17 protein-coding genes are annotated in these 19,028 nt (G+C 75.4%); 12 read left to right on the forward strand and 5 right to left on the reverse strand.

Annotated elements, in window-relative coordinates; translation table 11 throughout:
* Positions 1 to 28: 28 nt before the first annotated feature.
* Positions 29 to 1,387 (forward strand): hypothetical protein, encoded by a 1,359-nt coding sequence (locus tag GA0070213_RS02065; RefSeq protein WP_175441166.1) that lies wholly within the window; start codon positions 29 to 31, stop codon positions 1,385 to 1,387.
* A 208-nt stretch (positions 1,388 to 1,595) separates the two neighbouring features.
* On the opposite strand, the gene GA0070213_RS02070 is transcribed toward GA0070213_RS02065, so the two are convergent.
* Positions 1,596 to 1,943 carry a histone-like nucleoid-structuring protein Lsr2 gene (locus GA0070213_RS02070; protein WP_091056648.1) on the reverse strand — a complete coding sequence of 116 codons (348 nt, stop codon included), beginning with the start codon at positions 1,941 to 1,943 and terminating at the stop codon, positions 1,596 to 1,598.
* A 232-nt stretch (positions 1,944 to 2,175) separates the two neighbouring features.
* On the opposite strand from GA0070213_RS02070, the gene lon reads away from it, so the two are divergent.
* Positions 2,176 to 4,512, forward strand: coding sequence for an endopeptidase La (gene lon / locus GA0070213_RS02075; RefSeq protein WP_091056134.1), 2,337 nt, complete (start codon positions 2,176 to 2,178; stop codon positions 4,510 to 4,512).
* Positions 4,513 to 4,738: 226 nt separating this feature from the next.
* Positions 4,739 to 5,239 (forward strand): hypothetical protein, encoded by a 501-nt coding sequence (locus tag GA0070213_RS02080; protein WP_091056136.1) that lies wholly within the window; start codon positions 4,739 to 4,741, stop codon positions 5,237 to 5,239.
* 63 nt (positions 5,240 to 5,302) lie between these two features.
* Here GA0070213_RS02080 and GA0070213_RS02085 read toward each other — a convergent pair whose 3' ends face one another.
* Positions 5,303 to 7,063, reverse strand: coding sequence for a DEAD/DEAH box helicase (locus GA0070213_RS02085; RefSeq protein ID WP_091056138.1), 1,761 nt, complete (start codon positions 7,061 to 7,063; stop codon positions 5,303 to 5,305).
* 72 nt (positions 7,064 to 7,135) lie between these two features.
* Positions 7,136 to 7,963, reverse strand: coding sequence for a hypothetical protein (locus tag GA0070213_RS02090; RefSeq protein WP_091056141.1), 828 nt, complete (start codon positions 7,961 to 7,963; stop codon positions 7,136 to 7,138).
* Between the two features lie 111 nt (positions 7,964 to 8,074).
* Here GA0070213_RS02090 and GA0070213_RS02095 point away from each other — a divergent pair, with 111 nt between their 5' ends.
* The 3 genes from GA0070213_RS02095 to GA0070213_RS02105 all read left to right on the forward strand — a co-directional run bounded on the left by GA0070213_RS02095 (position 8,075) and on the right by GA0070213_RS02105 (position 10,415).
* Positions 8,075 to 9,217 (forward strand): sensor histidine kinase, encoded by a 1,143-nt coding sequence (locus GA0070213_RS02095; protein WP_091056144.1) that lies wholly within the window; start codon positions 8,075 to 8,077, stop codon positions 9,215 to 9,217.
* Positions 9,214 to 9,819 (forward strand): response regulator transcription factor, encoded by a 606-nt coding sequence (locus tag GA0070213_RS02100; protein ID WP_091056147.1) that lies wholly within the window; start codon positions 9,214 to 9,216, stop codon positions 9,817 to 9,819. The genes GA0070213_RS02095 and GA0070213_RS02100 overlap by 4 nt, the downstream gene beginning before the upstream one ends.
* 62 nt (positions 9,820 to 9,881) lie before the next feature.
* Entirely contained in the window at positions 9,882 to 10,415 is a 534-nt protein-coding gene (locus GA0070213_RS02105; protein ID WP_091056150.1) for a 2'-5' RNA ligase family protein, read from the forward strand.
* Positions 10,416 to 10,452: 37 nt separating this feature from the next.
* Here the strand turns inward: GA0070213_RS02105 and GA0070213_RS02110 are convergent, their stop codons facing one another.
* The gene (locus tag GA0070213_RS02110; RefSeq protein ID WP_091056649.1) at positions 10,453 to 12,648 is read right to left on the reverse strand and encodes a glycoside hydrolase family 43 protein; all 2,196 of its coding nucleotides are present in this window, start codon (positions 12,646 to 12,648) and stop codon (positions 10,453 to 10,455) included.
* A 130-nt stretch (positions 12,649 to 12,778) separates the two neighbouring features.
* On the opposite strand from GA0070213_RS02110, the gene GA0070213_RS02115 reads away from it, so the two are divergent.
* The 6 genes from GA0070213_RS02115 to GA0070213_RS02140 all read left to right on the forward strand — a co-directional run bounded on the left by GA0070213_RS02115 (position 12,779) and on the right by GA0070213_RS02140 (position 18,364).
* A complete protein-coding gene (locus GA0070213_RS02115) occupies positions 12,779 to 13,519 on the forward strand; it encodes an ArsR/SmtB family transcription factor (RefSeq protein WP_091056152.1) in 741 nt (246 codons plus the stop codon).
* Between the two features lie 326 nt (positions 13,520 to 13,845).
* Positions 13,846 to 14,910 (forward strand): cytochrome P450, encoded by a 1,065-nt coding sequence (locus GA0070213_RS02120; protein ID WP_245716212.1) that lies wholly within the window; start codon positions 13,846 to 13,848, stop codon positions 14,908 to 14,910.
* Positions 14,907 to 15,701 (forward strand): isocitrate lyase/PEP mutase family protein, encoded by a 795-nt coding sequence (locus GA0070213_RS02125; protein WP_091056154.1) that lies wholly within the window; start codon positions 14,907 to 14,909, stop codon positions 15,699 to 15,701. Before GA0070213_RS02120 ends, GA0070213_RS02125 begins: the two co-directional genes overlap by 4 nt.
* A gap of 101 nt (positions 15,702 to 15,802) precedes the next feature.
* Complete coding sequence (locus tag GA0070213_RS02130; RefSeq protein ID WP_091056157.1) at positions 15,803 to 16,765, forward strand: hypothetical protein; 963 nt, start codon at positions 15,803 to 15,805, stop codon at positions 16,763 to 16,765.
* Between the two features lie 80 nt (positions 16,766 to 16,845).
* Complete coding sequence (locus tag GA0070213_RS02135; RefSeq protein ID WP_175441167.1) at positions 16,846 to 17,322, forward strand: DUF1203 domain-containing protein; 477 nt, start codon at positions 16,846 to 16,848, stop codon at positions 17,320 to 17,322.
* Positions 17,323 to 17,371: 49 nt separating this feature from the next.
* A complete protein-coding gene (locus GA0070213_RS02140; RefSeq protein ID WP_091056159.1) occupies positions 17,372 to 18,364 on the forward strand; it encodes a linear amide C-N hydrolase in 993 nt (330 codons plus the stop codon).
* Here GA0070213_RS02140 and GA0070213_RS02145 read toward each other — a convergent pair.
* Entirely contained in the window at positions 18,361 to 18,975 is a 615-nt protein-coding gene (locus tag GA0070213_RS02145; protein WP_091056161.1) for an HD domain-containing protein, read from the reverse strand. The two genes, GA0070213_RS02140 and GA0070213_RS02145, sit on opposite strands and share 4 nt — an antisense overlap.
* Between the last annotated feature and the right edge of the window lie 53 nt (positions 18,976 to 19,028).

Raw genomic sequence — 19,028 nt, forward strand, 5'->3', positions numbered from 1 at the left:
CTACCGGATCGAGAAGGAGAGCAATTCGATGCGCAGGTCCACACGGGCGCGCCGGTCATCCGGTAACGCGCGGAGCAAGCGGGTGCTGGCCGTGGTCGGCACGCTCGCCGTCTTCGGCGGCATCGTCGCCGTCACCCAGATCTCGTCCGCCCAGGACCAGCGGAGGACCACTCGCGCCGCCTCGGCGTCCTGCGTGGCCTCGAGCCCGGGGGCGACCGCTCCGGGGGGTCAGGGCAGCACCACCCGCACCTGGCAGAACGGCCGCTGGGTGCGTAACCACTGGGGCGACGGCCAGATGTCCGCGGCCGAGTGCCAGCAGACGAACGCGGGCGGCGCGGGTGCCGGCACCCCGACCGTGGCCTGCCCGGACGTCAAGAGCAAGCTGCCGCAGGTGCCCGACCGGGCCCGCGCCGAGGTGGACCGCAACCTGGCGCTGCTCGACAGCCAGATCGCCGAGGCGAACCGGCGGCTCGCGGCGGACGGCCGCAACGGTGGCAACTTCATCAACAACGCCATCCTCCGTCCGCTGGCCGACAAGCGGACCGCCACCCTGAACCGGATCGCCACGGCGATCGGTCGCGGCGGCCAGCGCCCGCAGGGCCTGGACAAGCTCGCGCAGTGCGCCCTCGCCGACAACGCGCAGAACGGCGGCAACAACGGCGGCGCCAACAACGGTGGTGGCCAGAACGGCGGGAACAACGGCGGTCAGACCGGTGGTAACAACGGCGGTCAGACCGGCGGGAACAACGGCGGCCAGACCGGTGGCAACAACGGTGGTCAGAACGGTGGCAACAACGGCGGGAACAACGGCGGGAACAACGGCGGCGGCCAGAACGGCGGCGGCCTGCAGGCGCTGGCCAAGGACTGCACCAACAGCCAGTTGGAGGCGCACAACGGCTTCCAGAACGGCAACCGTTGCGTGAGCACCTCCTTCGGCGAGGTCGGCGCCGCGGCGAACAACCCGTCGCTGCTCATCACCCAGTTCCCGAACCAGGTGCAGCGCAACCAGCCGTTCACCCTCCGGGTGACCACGAAGAACCTGGTGCGGGACCGCTTCCTCGCCGCCGGGCAGGGTGGTTACTACATCGAGAGCTCGCTGCTCAACGACCAGGGCCTGGTTCGTGGCCACTTCCACACCGCGTGCCGGATGCTCGGCAGCACCCGGCAGCCCCCGAACCCGCAGGACGTGCCCGCCTTCTTCGTCGCCACCGAGGACGGCAAGGGTGGGGGCCAGCCGGACGACGTGCTGATCCAGATCCCCGGCCTGCCGGACTCGGGCCTGGCCCAGTGCTCGGTGTGGGCCGGTGACGGCTCCCACCGGATCCCGATGATGGAGCGGGCCAACCAGACCCCGGCCATCGACGTGGTGCGCATCCAGGTCAACTGACCGAACGACGACGACGCGGAGCCGCCCGGGGAGGACCTCGGGCGGCTCTCGCCGTCTCCCGGCGCCGGAGCGACATCGGGGCGGGCGGGATGAAAGTTCGTGCCACGACGATCCGGCCGGATGAAAATTGCGACCGGAAAAAGCAGAACGGGGTCACGCTGGCATCTCAGCGTGACCCCGGGGGGTGCCCGACGGTGAACCGGGAGGCTCAGCGGTTCTTGTACGCCTCCACCACGGAGACCGGGATGCGGCCCCGCTCGGAAATCTCGTGGCCGTTCTTGGCTGCCCATTCGCGGATGGCGCGGTTCTGCTCGCGGTCCATTCCCGAGGTGCTCGGCCGGGTGGCGCGCCGGGTGGTGCGGCCGGCGTCGACGGGTCCGCGGCCGATGCGCCGGCCAGCGTTGATGTAGGGGTCGAGGGCCTTGCGCAGGACACCGGCGTTCTCGTCGGAGACGTCGATCGTGTATGCCACGCCGTCCAGGCTGAACTCGACGGTCCGATCGGCCTTTCCACCGTCGAGGTCGTCGGTCAGAACGGTGATTACTTTCCTTGCCATCGCCATTACTCCCTGTGTCGGGCGGGGTGTGGCTAAGAGTTTGGCCTACCAAGCGGTAATTTCGCAACAATACCCGCCCGGCGCCATTCGGCGGGTCGCGGAATCCGTGGACGGCGAAAAGGGGGACACCGGCGTCGGGAGCCGGTGTGTGTCCTGGGTCACAAGTCGGAACAAGGGACACGGTTTGTAACTTGAGCCAGACACGCTCAACCAACGTGATGGCAGGTGTTCGATGGCAACTCTTCCGGTACTTCCCCTGACCGACGCCGTCCTGCTGCCCGGGATGGTCATCCCGGTGACCCTCGACCCGACCACCCAGGCCGCGGTCGACGCGGCCCGCGCGACCGGCGACAAGGAACTGCTGGCCGTGCCCCGCATCGACGGCGAGTACGGCTCGGTCGGCGTGGTCGCCACCATCGAGAAGGTCGGCCGGCTGCCCAGCGGCGAGCCGGCGGCCGTGGTCCGCGGTCTCGCCCGCGCCCGCATCGGCTCCGGTGTGCCCGGTCCCGGCGCGGCCCTCTGGGTCGAGGCGACCGCCCTCGACGAGCCCACCCCGGCCGGCCGGGCCCGGGAACTGGCCCGCGAGTACCGGGCGCTGATGACCTCGGTGCTGCAGCAGCGCGGCGCCTGGCAGGTCATCGACGCGATGGAGCGGATGACCGACCTCTCCGAGCTGGCCGACTCGGCCGGCTATGCTCCCTGGCTCAGCCTGGCGCAGAAGACCGAGCTGCTCGCCGCGCCGGACGTCACCGCCCGGCTGGAGCTGCTGGTCGGCTGGGTGAAGGAGCACCTGGCCGAACAGGAGGTCACCGAGCAGATCACCAGCGACGTCCGGGAGGGGCTGGAGAAGTCCCAGCGCGAGTTCCTGCTCCGGCAGCAACTCGCCGCGATCCGCAAGGAACTCGGCGAGGACGAGCCGGACGGCTCCGCCGACTACCGCACCCGGGTCGAGTCCGCGAACCTGCCGGACGACGTCCGCGAGGCGGCCCTGCGTGAGGTCGGCAAGCTGGAGCGGGCCAGCGACGCCTCACCCGAGGCGGGGTGGATCCGCACCTGGCTGGACACCGTTCTCGAGATGCCGTGGAACACGCGTACCGAGGACAACACCGACCTGGCCGCGGCGCGGGCCGTGCTCGACGCCGACCACGCCGGCCTGGCCGACGTGAAGGAGCGCATCCTGGAGTACCTCGCGGTGCGCAACCGCCGCGCGGAGCGCAACCTCGGCGTGGTCGGTGGGCGCGGCTCCGGCGCGGTGCTGGCCCTGGCGGGCCCGCCCGGTGTCGGCAAGACCAGCCTCGGCGAGTCGGTCGCCCGGGCGCTCGGGCGCAACTTCGTCCGGGTCTCCCTCGGCGGCGTGCGCGACGAGGCGGAGATCCGCGGCCACCGGCGCACCTACGTCGGCGCGCTGCCCGGCCGGATCGTGCGGGCGCTGCGTGAGGCCGGCTCGATGAACCCGGTCGTGCTGCTCGACGAGGTCGACAAGCTGGTCGTCGGCTACTCCGGCGACCCGGCGGCGGCCCTGCTGGAGGTGCTCGACCCGGCGCAGAACCACACCTTCCGCGACCACTACCTCGAGGTCGACCTCGACCTGTCCGACGTGCTCTTCCTGGCCACCGCCAACGTGGTGGAGGCGATCCCCGGCCCGCTGCTGGACCGGATGGAGCTGGTGACGCTGGACGGCTACACCGAGGACGAGAAGGTGGCCATCGCCCGCGACCACCTGCTGCCCCGGCAGCGGGAGCGGGCCGGCCTGACCGCCGAGGAGGTGACCGTCGCCGACGAGGCGCTGGCGCTGATCGCCGGGGAGTACACCCGGGAGGCCGGTGTCCGGCAGCTCGAACGGGCGCTCGCCAAGATCCTGCGCAAGGTCACCGTGGCGTTGGCGTCCGAACCGGCGGCGGTCCGCGTGGACACCGGGAACCTGGCCCGCTACCTGGGTCGGCCGAAGTTCACCCCGGAGTCGGCCGAGCGGACCGCGGTGCCCGGCGTGGCCACCGGCCTCGCCGTCACCGGCGCCGGCGGCGACGTGCTCTTCATCGAGGCCACCAGCATGGAGGGTGAGCCGGGCCTGACCCTCACCGGCCAGCTCGGCGACGTGATGAAGGAATCGGCGCACATCGCGCTGTCGTACCTGCGCTCCAACGGCCGACGCCTCGGCATCGACCCGAACGCCCTCGCCGGGCGGCGGATCCACGTGCACTTCCCGGCTGGCGCGGTGCCCAAGGACGGCCCCAGCGCCGGCATCACCATGGTGACCGCGCTGGCGTCCCTGGTCACCGGCCGCCCGGTGCGGCCGGAGTTCGGGATGACCGGCGAGGTGACCCTCTCCGGCCGGGTCCTGCCCATCGGCGGCGTGAAGCAGAAGCTGCTCGCCGCGCACCGGGCCGGCCTGACCGAGGTCATCATCCCGAAGCGCAACGAGCCGGACCTGGACGACCTGCCGGCCGAGGTCCGGGAGGCGCTGACCGTGCACACCCTCGCCGACGTCGCCGACGTGCTCGCGCTGGCGCTGCGTCCGGCCGAGGTGGACGCGCAGAGCCTGGGCGGCCAGCCGCTCGCCGCGGCCTGACCCGGCCGCCGCCGAACCCCCGTCGCCGCACGGCGGCGGGGGTTCGGCACGGGAAAATGCGAGCGCAATTCGGCGCGCAATTGCGGTCGTGCAGCTTCTGAAACTGTCGACATACCGGCCTGGTGGGGTGGTGGCAGCCGTCCTAAGCTGCGGTTATTCGGCTCGGGCGGGAAATGTGAACCGCGGCTGGCCGGATTCGGGAACAGTTTTCGGAAAGGGGCATCCCATGTCCACCACCACCTCGCTGAATCTGATCCGCCGGGTCGCGCTGCTCGCCGGCGTGGCCCTCGCCGGGGTCCTCGTCCTGGCCGCCCCGGCGTCCGCCCGGCCGGGCGGACCGCCCGGCCGGGACCACGCGTTCACCCTGCCGGCGGCGCCGGCCGCCGCGCGGCAGGTGCGCGTCCAGGCGGTGGCGCCCACCGTGTCACCGGCCGCCCGGCAGGTGCGGCACGTGGCCGCCGGAAAACCGGCCACCTGCGCCAGCGGCAACCTCTGCACGTTCGTCTGGGACCCCACCACGTCCAGTTGGAAGATCTTCGACCTCTTCACCTGCGCCCGCTACTCGCTGGCCAACTGGCACGGCGCCGGCTTCTACGTCAACTCCCAGACCGGCGGCCCCACCGTCACCTTCTACGGCCAGACCGGCAACGTGGTGAACTCGTTCACCGGCACCGGCACCGGCTCCCAGAACTGGGACCCGGTCTGGTCCATCCGCAACTGCACCTGACCGTCGCACGGCACCGCGCCGGGTCGCCCCCGTCGGGCCGATCCGGCGCGCGGTCGGCGCCGGTCACCGACGGTCGCGCCGGTCCCGGCCCTCGAAGCGACGCTCGCCGCCCGGGTCGCCCTCGCCGTCCCGGTCGCGGCGTACGGTCGCCTTGCGGCCCTTGATGGTGCTGCCGCGCAGGCCGGCGATCACCTCGTCGGCCAGCGCCTGCGGCACCTCGACCAGCGAGAAGCGGTCCGCGATCTCGATCGAGCCGATGTCGCGCCCGCTGGCCCGGGTCTCGCCGGTGATCGCCCCCACCAGGTCCTGCGGCCGCACCCCGGCCCGCCGGCCCAGGCCGATGAAGACCTGCGTGGTGCCGGCGCCCCGCGCGCGTACGCCGCCGCGCCGGTCCCGACCCTCGGCCCCGGGCCGCGCGTCCCGGTTGGCGCGGACGGCGACCTGCGGGATCTCCTCCTCGTCGGCGGTGCCCGGCAGCGTGGCCTCGTGCGCCAGGCGGACGGCGGCGAGCGCCACCTCCATCAGGTCGAACTCGTCGGTGAGCGACTCGACGACCGCCCGGAACGGCTCCAGGTCGTCCTCGAGCAGGGCCTCCCGCACCGCGGCCTGGGTCAGCTCGAACCGCCGGGTACGCAGGTCGGCGACGGTCGGGATCTTGTCGATGGTGATCCGCTGGCCGGTGACCCGCTCGATCGTCTTGAGCATCCGGTGCTCGCGCGGCTCGGCGAGGGTGATCGCCACCCCCTCCCGCCCGGCCCGGCCCACCCGCCCGATCCGGTGCACGTACGCCTCCGGCGCCGACGGGACGTCGTAGTTGACCACGTGGGTGAGCTGCTCGACGTCCAGCCCCCGGGCCGCCACGTCGGTGGCGACCAGCAGGTCGGCGGTGCCGCCGCGCAGCCGGCCCATCACCCGGTCCCGCTGCTCCTGACTCATCCCGCCGTGCAGCGCCTCGGCCCGGTAACCCCGGCCGTTCATCGTCTCGGTGAGCCGGTCCACCTCCTCCCGGCTGCGGCAGAACACGATCGCCGCGGTGGGCGACTCCACGTCCAGCACCCGGCCCAGCGCGGCCGGCTTGTGCGCCCGGGCCACCAGGTAGGCGCTCTGCCGCACCTTCGGCGCCGCACCGGCCACCGGGCGCTCCCGCTCGATCCGGATGCGGACCGGGTCGCTCAGGTGCTGCCGGGCCAGGCCGTCGATCCGGGCCGGCATGGTGGCCGAGAAGAGCACCGTCTGTCGGCCCTCGGGGGCGTGCTCCAGGATCGCCTCGATGTCCTCGGCGAAGCCCATGTCGAGCATCTCGTCCGCCTCGTCCAGCACGACGGTGGCCAGCGAGCCCAGCCGCAGCGTGCCCCGGGCGATGTGGTCGAGCGCGCGCCCGGGCGTCGCCACCACCACGTCCACCCCGTGGTCGAGGGCGCGCAGCTGCCGACCGATCGGCTGGCCGCCGTAGATCGGCAGCACCCGGGCGCCGAGGTCCTTGCCGTAGCGGTGGAACGCCTCGGAGACCTGCACGGCCAGCTCCCGGGTCGGCACCAGCACCAGCGACACCGGGTCGCCGTCCGGACGCGCCACGGGCATCCGCTGCAGCAGCGGCAGGGCGAAGGCGGCGGTCTTGCCGGTGCCGGTCGCCGCCTGCCCCAGCAGGTCCCGCCCGGCCAGCAGCGGCGGGATGGCCTCGCTCTGGATCGGGGTCGGCTCCTCGTAGCCGAGGGCGGACAGCGCCCCCAGCAGCTCGGCGCGCAGCCCGAGATCCGCGAAGGCGGTGGCCTCCTCGGCGTCGGCGGGGGTGGTGGGGTCGGTCGGGGTCGGTGCGGCGCTCATGTGGCAAGCCTTTCATCACGACCGGAGCCGGGTCGCGGCGACCGGCGCAAACGTTCGCCACGCCACCCCGGGTCACCGGGAGAGGACGGCCAGCAGCGTGGTGATCCCGACCGCGACGTCCAGCACGGCGCACCACTGCGCGTACCCCCGGGGCACCACCCGGCCGGTGCGGTGGAACCAGAGATCCCAGCCGGCGTGCCCGAGCCATCCCAGGCCGACCAGCACGCCGGCCGCCTCGACCGGTCCGGCCGCCGCCGCCGCGGCGAGACCGCCCCAGCCGGCCAGCCCGACGAGTTGGACCACGAGCCGCCGCCGGTCGGTCCACTGCCGCCGCCAGGTGCCGAGGAACAGGTAGCCGGCCGGCAGCACCAGCAACGTCCAGGGCGGGACCACGGTCGGGGCGAACCACATGTCGGCTGTCATGAGCAGCGCCAGGGCGGACGGCCAGCGGCGTGCCACGGCCGCCGCCACCGGGTGCCGGCGCGGCGTGTCGCCGGGCGCGTGCTGGTGCCGCAGCGCCACCAGCACCATCGCCGGCACCATCAGCAGATGGCCGCCGAGCATCAGCGCGTGGTCCCCGACCAGTCCGGCCCACCAGGGCGGGAGGAGCAGGAGGAAGGGCACGTACATGGCCGCCGTCATCTCCGCGGTCGCGGTCCACCCGTCGCCGCGGTGCCACATCCAGGCGACCATGCCCAGGGACATGTTCGTCGCCATCACCAGCGCGGCGACGTCCGCCCGGGCGAGCACGCCCGCACCGCCGACCACCTCGCCGGCCGCCCGCCACACCGGGCCGAGCAGCACCATGCCGGCCACCATCGCCACGACCATCCCGGCCAGGTGCCGGGTCCGCGTCCAGCCGGCCCGCGACCGGGGTACGTCCATCGTCATCTCCGTCATGCCCCGACCCTGCCGCGGCGGGACGGCCGGAACCAGGCGCGTCCGTCATCGGAGAACCGTGCGGAACGCACGGGTCGGCCGTGACATTCGGCAGGCCTAGGATCGGCGACCATGACGGTCGATCCGGTGGACCAGCGGATGCGCCGGGCCCGGCGGGTCACCCTGCTGTCGCTGGCCACGAACGTGTGGACCACGGTGCTGCTGCCCGCGGTCGGCCTGGCCCGGGAGCCGGATCCGGTGCGGGTGGTGCTCGGCGCGGTCGCGCTGGCCGGCTTCACGGTGGCCCAGGTGGCGGTGCTGCACGCGGCGGTCACGCCGTGGCTGGCCACCGCGGCTCGGCGCCGCCGGCACCTCGCGCTGGCGGTGGCCGCGCTGCTCAGCCTGCCGCTGCTCGGCCCGGTGGCGGCCGGCGCCTGGCCCACCTGGGCCTGGCTGGGCGCGTCGCTGGTCGGCATGACGCCGTTGCTGTTCCGACCGGCAGCGGCGGCGGCCACCGGGGCCGGGGTGCTCGGCGCCGCCGTCGTGGTCACCGTGGCGTCCGGCGGACCGCCGGCCACGGCGCTGCTGGTCACCGGTGGGGTGGGCGCCGGGGTGGCGCTGCTCACCTGGGTCCAGGTGTGGTTCTGGGACCTGCTGGTCGACGCGCGGCAGGGGCAGGCGGCCCGGGCTCGACTCGTCGTGGCCGAGGAGCGGCTGCGGTTCGCCCGCGACGTGCACGACCTCCTCGGACACGATCTCACCGTGATCGCGCTGAAGGCCGAGCTGGCCGAGCGGCTGGCGCCGGTGGACGGTGCCCGGGCGGGTCGGGAGGCGGCCGAGGCGCGGCGGCTCGCCGCGTCCGCGCTGACCCGGGTACGCGCGGCGGTGCACGGCTACCGCGCCGTCGACCTGGCCGAGCAGGCGGCGGCGGTGGGGGAGGTGCTGCGCTCCAGCGGGGTGCGCTGCACGGTCGAGCCGCCGACGGGTGAGCTGCCCGCCCACGTCGCCGCCGACCTGGCCGCCGTGCTGCGCGAGGCCGGCACGAACGTGCTGCGGCACAGCCGGGCCGGCTGGTGCCGGATCGAGTTCACCCGCGACGACGGCGCGGTGACGGTGACCGTACGCAACGACGGCGTCCGCGGCGTCGGGCCGGACGGGTTCAGCGGTGGCCTGCGCGGCCTCGCCGACCGGCTCGCCCCGTCCGGCGGCCGGGTCCGGGCATCCGCCGAGGAGGGCGTGTTCAGCCTGGTGGCGACCGTGCCGGTGACCCCGTGATCCGGGTGCTGCTCGCCGACGACGAGGAGCTGATCAGGCTCGCGCTGGCCGCGCTGCTCGACCTCGAGCCGGACATCGAGGTGGTGGCGCACGCCGCGGACGGGCGCGCCGCCCTGGCCGCGGCGGCGGCCCACCGCCCGGACGTCGCCGTGCTGGACCTGGAGATGCCGCCGCCCGGCGGGGTCGAGGTCGCCGCCGAACTGCGCCGGCTGCTGCCCGGCTGCGCGCCGGTGATCCTCACCGGGCACGCCCGTCCGGCCCTGCTCCGGCCGGCGCTGACCGCCGGGGCGCGCGGGTTCCTCGCCAAGGGCGCCCCCGGCGGGGCGCTGGCCGACGCGATCCGGCGGGTGCACTCCGGCGCGCGTTACGTCGACCCCACGCTCGCCGCCGACGCGCTGACCCTGCCCGAGTGCCCGTTGACGCCGCGCGAGCTGGAGACGCTCCGGTTGGCCGAACTGGGCACGCCGGTCGCGGTGATCGCCCGGCGGACCCACCTGGCCGCCGGGACGGTCCGCAACCACCTGAGCGCCGCGGTGCAGAAGCTCGGGGTCGCCGACCGCGCCGGGGCCGTGCGGCGCGCCCGCGAGGCCGGCTGGCTGTGACCGTGCCGGCCGGCACCGGGCACGGGGCGTCGCGGCCCGCCGCCGGGGACTAGCCTGATTCCGTGCGGACGGTGGAACTGATCTGCTCGCCGGAGCTGGACGCGGGCGTACGGGCGGCCTGGAGCCGGCTCGCCGCCGCCGGGTTGCCCAGTCTGGCCGGCAACACGCACCCGACGAACCGGCCGCACCTGACGCTCGCCTCGGTCGAGGATTTCCCACCCGGCGCCGAGCAACGTCTCACCGACCTCTGCGACGCCGCGCTGCCGCTGCCGGTGCGACTGGGTCGGTTGGAGGTTCTCGACGGCAGCGCCCCGCTGGTCTGGCTGGTCCGCCCGACGCCGCAGCTGGTCGCGTTGCACGGGGCGGTGTGGGACGTGCTCGCCGAGGCCGCCGGCCCGCACCCGTGGCACCTGCCCGGCCGGTGGGTCCCGCACCTCAGTCTGGCGTTGCGCTTCCGGGGCGCGGACCGGCGGCGGGCCCGCGCGGTCGCCGGGGCGGAGCGGCCGGCCGGGGAGTTCGTGGCGGCCCGCAGTTACCACGGCGAGACCCGCACGGTGAGCGAGTTGACCACTGTCGGCCCGCGCGCCGGCGGGTGACCGGGGCCGCCCCGAGCGGGGACGGCCCCGGCACCGCTCAGCGGTGGAAGCGCAGGTAGTCGAACTGCGCCGTCACCGCCGGGGTGGCGCCGCCGTGCGCGACCAGTCCGATCCGCGGCGTGGTGTCCGCCGGGAACGTCCAGACCGCGCCCCACGTCCAGTGCCGGCCGTCGGGGCTGGAGCCGGCGCGGAACTCGTGCTCGCCGTTCACCGGGTCCACCCGGTGGGCCAGCCGCAGCCAGGTGGTGGTGCCCGGGGTGCCGACGATGCTGCCGCCGTACACCGGCTGGCCGGCGAAGGGCAACTCGTAGCCGAACTCGACCTGCCGGGTGTTCCAGATCGCCACCGTGCTCAACCGGGCGAACCGGTCGTCGTCGACGTACGCGACCAGGCCGGCCTGCTGGTAGTTGCGGACCGTCTCCTCGCCCAGGTCCAGCGTCACCTTGGTCTCGGCGACGTAGTTCCCGGTGGGCGCGTCGCGCAGCAGCACCCCGGCGGTGTTGCCGGTGCCGGTCAGGTCGGCGTCCTGCACCGGCCAGCGCAGCGCGCCGCCGGACACCGTGGCGGCCGGGTCCTGGCGGACCCACCGCCAGGCCGGGTCGAGCCCGTCGGCGAACTCGTCGGACCAGTCGCGCAGCACCGGGCCGACCCGGGGCGGGGCGACCGCGTGGCGGGCCGGTCGGTAGAGCCGGGCGGCGCTGACGTTGTCGAACTCCGCCGGGCCGCCCTCGGCGCGGACGGCGAGCGTGCCGTTCGCGGGGCGGGGGAGCCGCAGGGTCACCCGGGCGACCGGGTCACCGAGGCGGGACGGGCCGATCGTGGCGACGAGCTGCCGGCCGCGTACCTCGACGGCGAGGTTGTGCCGGTTGCGCAGGTCGGTGCCGGCGGGTAGCGGGGTGCTCGCGGTCCCGGCGGTCAGCCGGCCCCGGCCGACCCGCACGTCCACCGCGCCGAGTCGCAGCCCGGCCGTGTCCGCGCCGGTCAGCCGCAGGTCGGTCTCCACCCGCAGGTCGCCGCCGATTCCGGTACGCGAGGCCAGCGTGCCGGTGCCGGTCAGCGTTCCGCCGGCCGCCCGCCACGAGCCCGCCTCGGTCCGCCAGCCGCGCAGGTCGGAGGTGTCGAAGCGGGCGTCGACGCGACCGGTGGTGACGGGTGCCGGGCGGGCGCCCTCGGAGGGGCCGGCGCCGGCGTTGACGGTGGGCCACCCGTCGATCCAGTCGAGGCGGTCCAGCAGCATCGGCCGCTCGTTGACGCCGAACGGCTCGTCCAGGTAGGGGTCGGCGCGGTCGATCGCGTGGTAGGCGATCCAGTCCTGCCCGGACAGGTCGGTGAGCACCGCGTTGTGGCCGGGCCCGATCCAGCGGTTGCCGTTCTGGGTCAGCACCGGCGTGCCGCCGGCCCGGGAGACGTCGAGGCGTCGGCCGTCGCGGTCGACGAACGGCCCCCGCGGGTCGCGGGACCGGCCGACCTGGACGGAGTAGCCGGTGGCCGGGCCGGCGCAGCAGTTCGCGGCGGAGGCGAACAGGTAGTACCAACCGTCGCGGCGCAGCGCGTACGCGCCCTCGAACTTGTTGTCCACCGCGACCGGGGTCGGGTCGCCGACCGCCCGCAGCCCGTCGGGGGACAGCTCGGTGACCGAGATCCCGCCGTAGTAGCTGCCGTAGTACAGCCAGGACCGGCCGTCGGCGCCGGTGAGCTGGCTCGGGTCGATGGTCCACAGGTAGCCGCCACCGGCGCCGGGGCGCGGGGCGACCACCGGGGTGTCGGCGAACGTCCACGGGCCGGCCGGGCTCGGCGCGGTGGCCACGCCGACCGCGGTGTCGAACGTGTCGTCGGAGACGGTGGTGTCGGTGACGGTCATGTACATGACCCAGCGGCCGGCGACCCGGCGCACGTCGGGGGCCCAGAACGCCGAGCCGGGCGCGGCGTAGGCCGGGCGCTGGTCGGCGGTGAACGCGTCGCCCACGAAGGTCCAGTCGACCAGGTCGGTGGAGCGGGCGATGGGCACGCGGTGCGCCGTCCCCTCACCCTCACGCAGCGGGTCGGAGGTGCCGAAGGCGTACCAGATCCCGTCGTCGCCGCGGACCACGACCGGGTCGGCGAAGGTGTCGGCGAACCCGGCGGAGACCGGGTTGCGGTAGCGGTCGGGCCCGGCGGCGGGCGCGGGCGCCGCGCCGGCGAGCAGAAGCGTGAGTACGGCGGCGAGCACGCCGCCGCGGTGGAGGTGTCGCATCGGGCCTGCCTCGGAGTAGACGGAGGTCACTGCGGTGCACCCGTTTCTACAACGTTGGATACAACGATGTAAAGAGTTGTCGTCGGACCGTTCGGCGCCGGCCGAAACGTGCCCGTGCCACCATGGGCCGATGACCACCCGTGCCGACGGCCGAGGGCTGGCCGGGTTCGCCGCGCTGCTCGCCGACCCCACCCGGGCCGGCTTCTGCCTCACCCTGCTGGACGGGCGCGCCTGGACCGCCGGGGAACTCGCCCGCTCCGCCGGGGTGGCGGCCTCCACCGCGAGCGACCACCTGACCCGGCTGGTGCGCGGCGGCCTGCTGGTGGAGCAACGCCAGGGCCGGCACCGCTACGTCCGGCTCGCCGACCCGGCGGTCGCCCAGCTCGTCGAGGACCTCGCCGGCCGGGCGCCCACCCCGGCCACGCCGCCGCGCACGTTGCGCGCCGCCTCCGCCGGCGCCGCCCTGGCGTACGCCCGGACCTGCTACGACCACCTCGCCGGGCGGCTCGGCGTGCTGCTGTACGACGCCCTGCTCGCGCGCGGCGTGCTGGACCTGGCCGGCGGGCTGGCGCTGACCCCGGCCGGGACGTCCTGGCTGGCCGACCTCGGCGTGCCGGTCGAACCGCTGCGCGCCGCCCGGCGGCCGCTGGTGCGCGACTGTCTCGACTGGACCGAGCGGCGCCCGCACCTGGCCGGGGCGCTCGGTGCCGCGCTGTGCACACGCCTTCTCGACCTCGGCTGGACGGAACGGGGGACCGGCCGGTCGGTGCGGCTCACCCGGGCCGGCCGGCCCGCGCTCGCCGAGGCGCTCGCGCTCGACCCGTCCGCGCTCGCCCCGCCGCCCCGCGACGGCGGCCCCGCCCGCGCCTGACCTGGCATTCGGCCGTGCCGCCGGCTCGACCGGTGGCCTCGGCCGTGCCGCCGGCTCGACCCGTGGCCTCGGCCGTGCCCACCACTCGGACTGCGCTCGGCCGTGCCGGCCGCCCGGGCCGGGGTCCGGTGTCCGATCCCCGCTCGATCGACTCCACCTCGGCGGCGTGGTGGGGTCGTGGCGCGGTCGATGCCGCCACCTCGCCGAGCCGGCGCCGCCTGACCGAGCCCAACCGGAACACGCTCGCCAGGAACGGGCCCGACCCGACCCGCCAGGGGGGCGATCCTTCGGTTCCGGCCGAACGATCGGCCGCCTACGGTCGGACGGTGGAGCTACCGACGATCACGGCCGTCCCCGGTACGCCGAACTGCGGGCCGCCGGTGCGTGGCGACGACGGCTGGGTGGTCACCCGGCACGCGGACGTCGTCGCCGCGCTGACCGACCCCCGCTGCGTGGTGCCTTCGGCCGACCCCGACGCGCCGCCGGGCACGCTGGGCTGGCTGCGCGCCTTCGTGAGCCGGTTCAGCCCGCCCGGCTCGCATCCCGCCCGTCGGTCGATCGGCGTGGCCGCGCTCGACCGCCTGGACCCGCGCGACCTGTCCCGCGCCGCGGCGCGGCTCACCGACGAGCTGTTCGACCGCGTCGCCGCCGAGGCGTCGACAGGGGGCCCGGCCGGTACCGGAGGCGTTGACAGGGGACCCCGCCTGCTCGAAGTGATGGGCGCGGTGGCCCGGCGCGTACCCGTGCGGGTGCTGGCGGATCGGCTCGGCCTGGCCGACCCGGCGGCGGCCGTCCCGGCGGTGACCGCGGTGGCCGCCGCCTACCATCCGGGCGCGGGTCCGGTTGCGGTGGCGCGCGCGGACCGAGCGGTGGCCGCGTTGGTGGCGATGTCGCCACCGGCCCCCGACGAGGTGACCGCGAACCGGATCGGCCTGCTGGTGCAGGCCGCCGACGCCACCGCCGGGCTGATCGGCGGCGCGGTCCGGCACGGGCTCGCCGCGCCGGCGGGCCTCCGGACCGCCGGGTTGCTCGCCGAGGTGTCGCGGTTGGACCCGCCGGTCCGCGTCACTCGGCGCGTCGCCACCGTGGCGATCGACCTGGGCGGCCGGACCATCCGCGCCGCGGAACCGCTGCTGCTGCGCTTCGACGCGGCCAACCGGGACCCGGCGGTCCACCCGATGCCGGACCGGTTCGTGGTCGGCCGGGCGGGTGGGGCGTTGACCTTCGGGGCCGGACCCCGGGGCTGCCCGGGGGAGCGGCACGCGCTGGCCCTGGCCGCGGGCGTGGTCGACGTGGTGCGCCGCCGCTGCCGTCGCGTCGACCGGCCGGTTCGGTACGCCCCGCACCCGACGCTGCGCGTCCCGACCCGTATCGAGGTGATCCTGCGATGACCGACCGTTTCGCCGCCTTCCGCGAGTTGCACCGGCCGGGCCGCCCCCTGCTGCTGCCCAACGCCTGGGACCACGCCTCCGCCGCCGCCTTCGCCGCCCGGGGTCACCCGGCGGTCGGCACGACGAGCCTCGGCGTCGCGGCGGCCGCCGGCCGACCGGACGGCGCCGGCGCGACCCGGGTGGAATCGTGGGATCTGGTCCGTCGCCTGCGCAGCGTGCCGGTGCTGCTCACCGTCGACGTGGAGGGTGGCTTCGACGACGACCCCGCGGCGGTGGCCCGGTACGCAGGCGAACTGGCCGCGCTCGGCGTGGTGGGGGTGAACCTGGAGGACGGTCGTCCGGACGGCACGCTGGCGCCGGCGCCGCTGGTCGCCGCCAAGATCGCGGCGGTGCGGGCGGCCGTCCCGGGTCTGTTCGTCAATGCCCGCACCGACGCGTGGTGGTTGGGTGTGACGTCGCCGTCGACCGAGGCCCGGCATCGGGCGGCGGTGTTCCGCGCGGCCGGTGCGGACGGCTTCTTCGTCCCCGGCGCGCCGGACGAGGAGGTCGGGGCGTTGGCCGCGGAGGTGGGGTTGCCGCTGAACGTGCTGCACCGCCCGGGTGGCCCGGACCTGGCCGGGTGGGGCCGGCTCGGCGTGGCCCGGGTCAGCACCGGCTCGCTGCCGTTCCGTGCGGCCCTGGGCGCGGCGCTGCACCTGGTCGACGCGGTCGCCGCCGGGCGGGACCCCGGGCTGCCGCCGGCTCCCGGTTACGCCGAGGTGCAGGCGTTGGCGGGAGGAGCGGCTACCTGATCGGGCGCCTTGGGGAGGATTGTCCCCGGTGATCCCTCGCGGCCAATTACGGTGTGTGCAGAATCGACTACACCGTGTTCTGTCGAGAGGGGGCGGAGACCATGCGAGTGCCCAACCGCAGCCCCGGTCGCCAGCCCGGTCCCGCCGTCGCGTCCACCACTCCCAGCCGTCGGCTGCCGTCGGCTGACCGGCCCGCCGACGGTTCGCGGCCCGACCTGGCAGCCTACCGGGCCGCGGTGGCGGAGTTGCTGGTCGAGGTGGGCGCGCTGGCGGACGCGCCGTCGACCGCCGCCCGGCAGGTGCTGCTCGACCAGCGGCTGCGTGAGCCGGCCATCGCCGCGGTCCTCGACGCGACCCCGCAGGGACTGGTCGGCGCCCGGGAGACGCTGCTGCTGGAGATGGCCCGCCACCGGCCGGGCTCCCGCACCCCGGCACCGGACCTGACCACCCTGGTCCGGACCTACCTGCTGTCCCGGATCGACGTGCTGTGGTGGCGGGACAGCCCCACCCTGCTCACCGACGACCAGGTGCGCACCAGCATCGACCTGGTCGACCTGGAATGGCTGCGGCGCCGGGGCCTGCTCGGGTTCCGCTACCGGGAGCAGCCCGCCACCGCGCTCGGGCGCGGGTGGTGGGCGGTCCGGCGGCGGGTGCGTCCGGCCGCCGGCCCGGCCACCGGGGGCCTGCTGATCCCCCGCGCCCGTCGCGAGATGATCGCCCTCCTCAACGACCTGGCCCGGGAGTTCGTCTCGGTCACCCGGGCCGGCACGCCGCCGCTCTGGGTGACCGGCCTGGTCCGCAGCGCCGAGCACCAGTACCGGCTGCGTCGGCTGGGTCACCCCGCCACGGTGCCCGGCGGCCACTGCCTGGGCTGGGCCGCCGACGTGGAGGTGGACTGGTACGAGCGGTTCGGCGCCCGCGCGGCCCTCGCCGGGCTGCTGCTGGCCCGGCAGGACGCCGGTGAGGTCAACGTGGTCGACGAGGGCCGGGCCTGGCACGTCTGCCTCGCCCCCGGCGCCCGTCCCCGGTTCCGGCGGGCGTACGAGGCCGAGATGGGCGTGTGACAGGGCCTCGCCCCGAGGAGATGGGGTGACGCCAGGTCCGATCGCCGCCAGCAATCCGCCGCGCGCGGCGTCAGGCTGCCATGGTGACCACGACCCGGACCGCCTTCCTGATCCGACCGCTGCCCGCCGAGGTGCTGGCCGACCTGCGGCGCACCGACCGTGACGCGGGCGGGCAGCCGCCGGAGCGCCACCGCGCCGGCGGCGGCGAGCCGTTGCGTTGCTGCCTGCGCGACGCCGAGCCGGGGGAGCCGCTGCTGCTCTTCGGGTACGCCCCGCCGCTGCCGCCCGGCCCGTACCGCGAGGTGGGCCCGGTCTTCGCGCACGCGAGTGCCTGCGCCGGCCCGGCCGACGGGGCGGGATACCCGGCCGGCTGGCGGGGGCGGGCGCAGGTGCTGCGGGCGTACGACGATCGGGGTCGCATCGTCGGCGGGCGACGGCACGACGGCGACGCCCCGGAGACGGTGATCGCCGACCTGTTCGCCGATCCGGCGGTGCGGGTGCTGCACAGCCGCAACGTGGTCTACGGCTGCTGGATGTTCGCCGTCGTGCGGAGCTGAGCCGTTTCCTCGATGGACACCGCGCGCCGACTCTTCTAGCGTCGCGGGCATGCGGAGGACCCTCGTCGCCACCGGGCTCGCCCTGCTCCTGCTCGGCACCGCCTGCGGGGAGGGCGGTGCGCCCGCCGGCCCGGCCGCCGCCGGCACGCCGACCGCCTCCCGGCAGGACCCGGGTCAGGTCGAACGGACGCTGGCCAGCCTGCGCAAGGTCGACGACCTGCCGCTGTACGAGATGACCTACGCCGGCGACTACGACCCGACCGCCGGCCTGGCCGGCAGCACCCCGCCGAGCCCGTTCGGCTGTTCCCTGTTCGCCGCGCTGGCCGACCGGGACCGTCCGCTGTTCGCCCGCAACTTCGACTGGGAGCCGAACCCGGCGCTGGTGCTGCGCACCGACCCGCCGGACGGGTACGCCTCGATCTCCCTGGTGGACATCTCCTACCTCGGGGTCGCCGCCGACCCGACCGGCGACCGGCGGCTGCTCGACGCGCCGCTGCTGCCGTTCGACGGGATGAACGAGCGGGGCCTCGCGGTGGGGCTGGCCGCCGACGACGGCGCCCGTGCCGAGCCGGTGCCCGGGCGGCCCAGCGTGGGCTCGGTGCGCATCCTGCGCCTGGTGCTCGACTCGGCGGCCACGGTGGACGAGGCGGTGGCCGTGTTCGGGCGGTACAACCTGGACTTCGACGGCGGGCCGCCGCTGCACTACCTGCTCGCGGACGCCACCGGCGCCTCCGCGGTCGTCGAGTTCGTCGACGGGAAGCTGACGGTGGATCGCCGGCGGGGCCCGTGGCAGGCGTTGACGAACGTGCCCGCGGTCGGGGTGGCCGAGAAGGACCTGCGCCGGGACCACCGCTACGGGGTGCTGGCGAAGGAGCTGGACCGCACCGGCGGTACGGTCGACGCCGCCGCCGCGCTGCGGCTGCTCGACGCGGTGCGCCAGCCGCACACCCGCTGGTCGGTGACGTACGGGCTGCGTACCGGCGAGGTGCGGCTGGTCACCGCGGGTGGCGGTGCCCGCAGCTACCGGCTGCCGATGGGCTAGCCGATCGGGTGCCCGTGCCGGCGGGCGAGCGCGGTCAGGTCCGGTTCGCCGAACCGTGCGACGAGCGCCGCGAACCGGGCCACCTTGTCCGCCCCGAACCGCGCCACGGCGGCGGCGTAGGACGCCGCGGAGACGAATGTGGGTGGCGTGGTCTTGCTGTGGAACTTGTCGGCGTACATGACGAGCTGCTCCTCGCCGGTGCGCGGCGTGTGGTCCGCCACCGGCAGCGGCAGGCGCTGCCGGAGCACGTCCGCCCGGGTGATCCCCACCCCGGTGTGCCGGGAGCAGAAGCCGCCCAGCGACTCCGGCAGGCCGGCGTCGCGCAGCAGTGCGTGCCCCAGCACCCCGTGCCGGACGTAGTTCTGCTCGTCGAGCCGCCCACCGGCGTCGTAGAGGCGGTAGACGCCGATGTCGTGCAGCAGGCTGCCGGCCCGCACCAGCGCGCGGTCGAGGCCGGCGCCGTGCCGGTCGAGCAGTTCCTCGGCCACCTCGCAGACGATCCGGCAGTGCGTCCAGACGAGCCGGTACGCCTCCTCGGTGGGGGCGAACCGCTCGTGCAGGGATCGGATCTGCTCGTCGGTCGGTACCGCCGTCCGGTGCTCGATCGTCATGTCGGTGTTCCTTCCACGAGCCGGGCCCGGCACCCCGAAGGGTGCCGGGCCCG

Origin of the sequence: Micromonospora humi, assembly GCF_900090105.1 — a bacterium.
Lineage (GTDB): Bacteria > Actinomycetota > Actinomycetes > Mycobacteriales > Micromonosporaceae > Micromonospora > Micromonospora humi.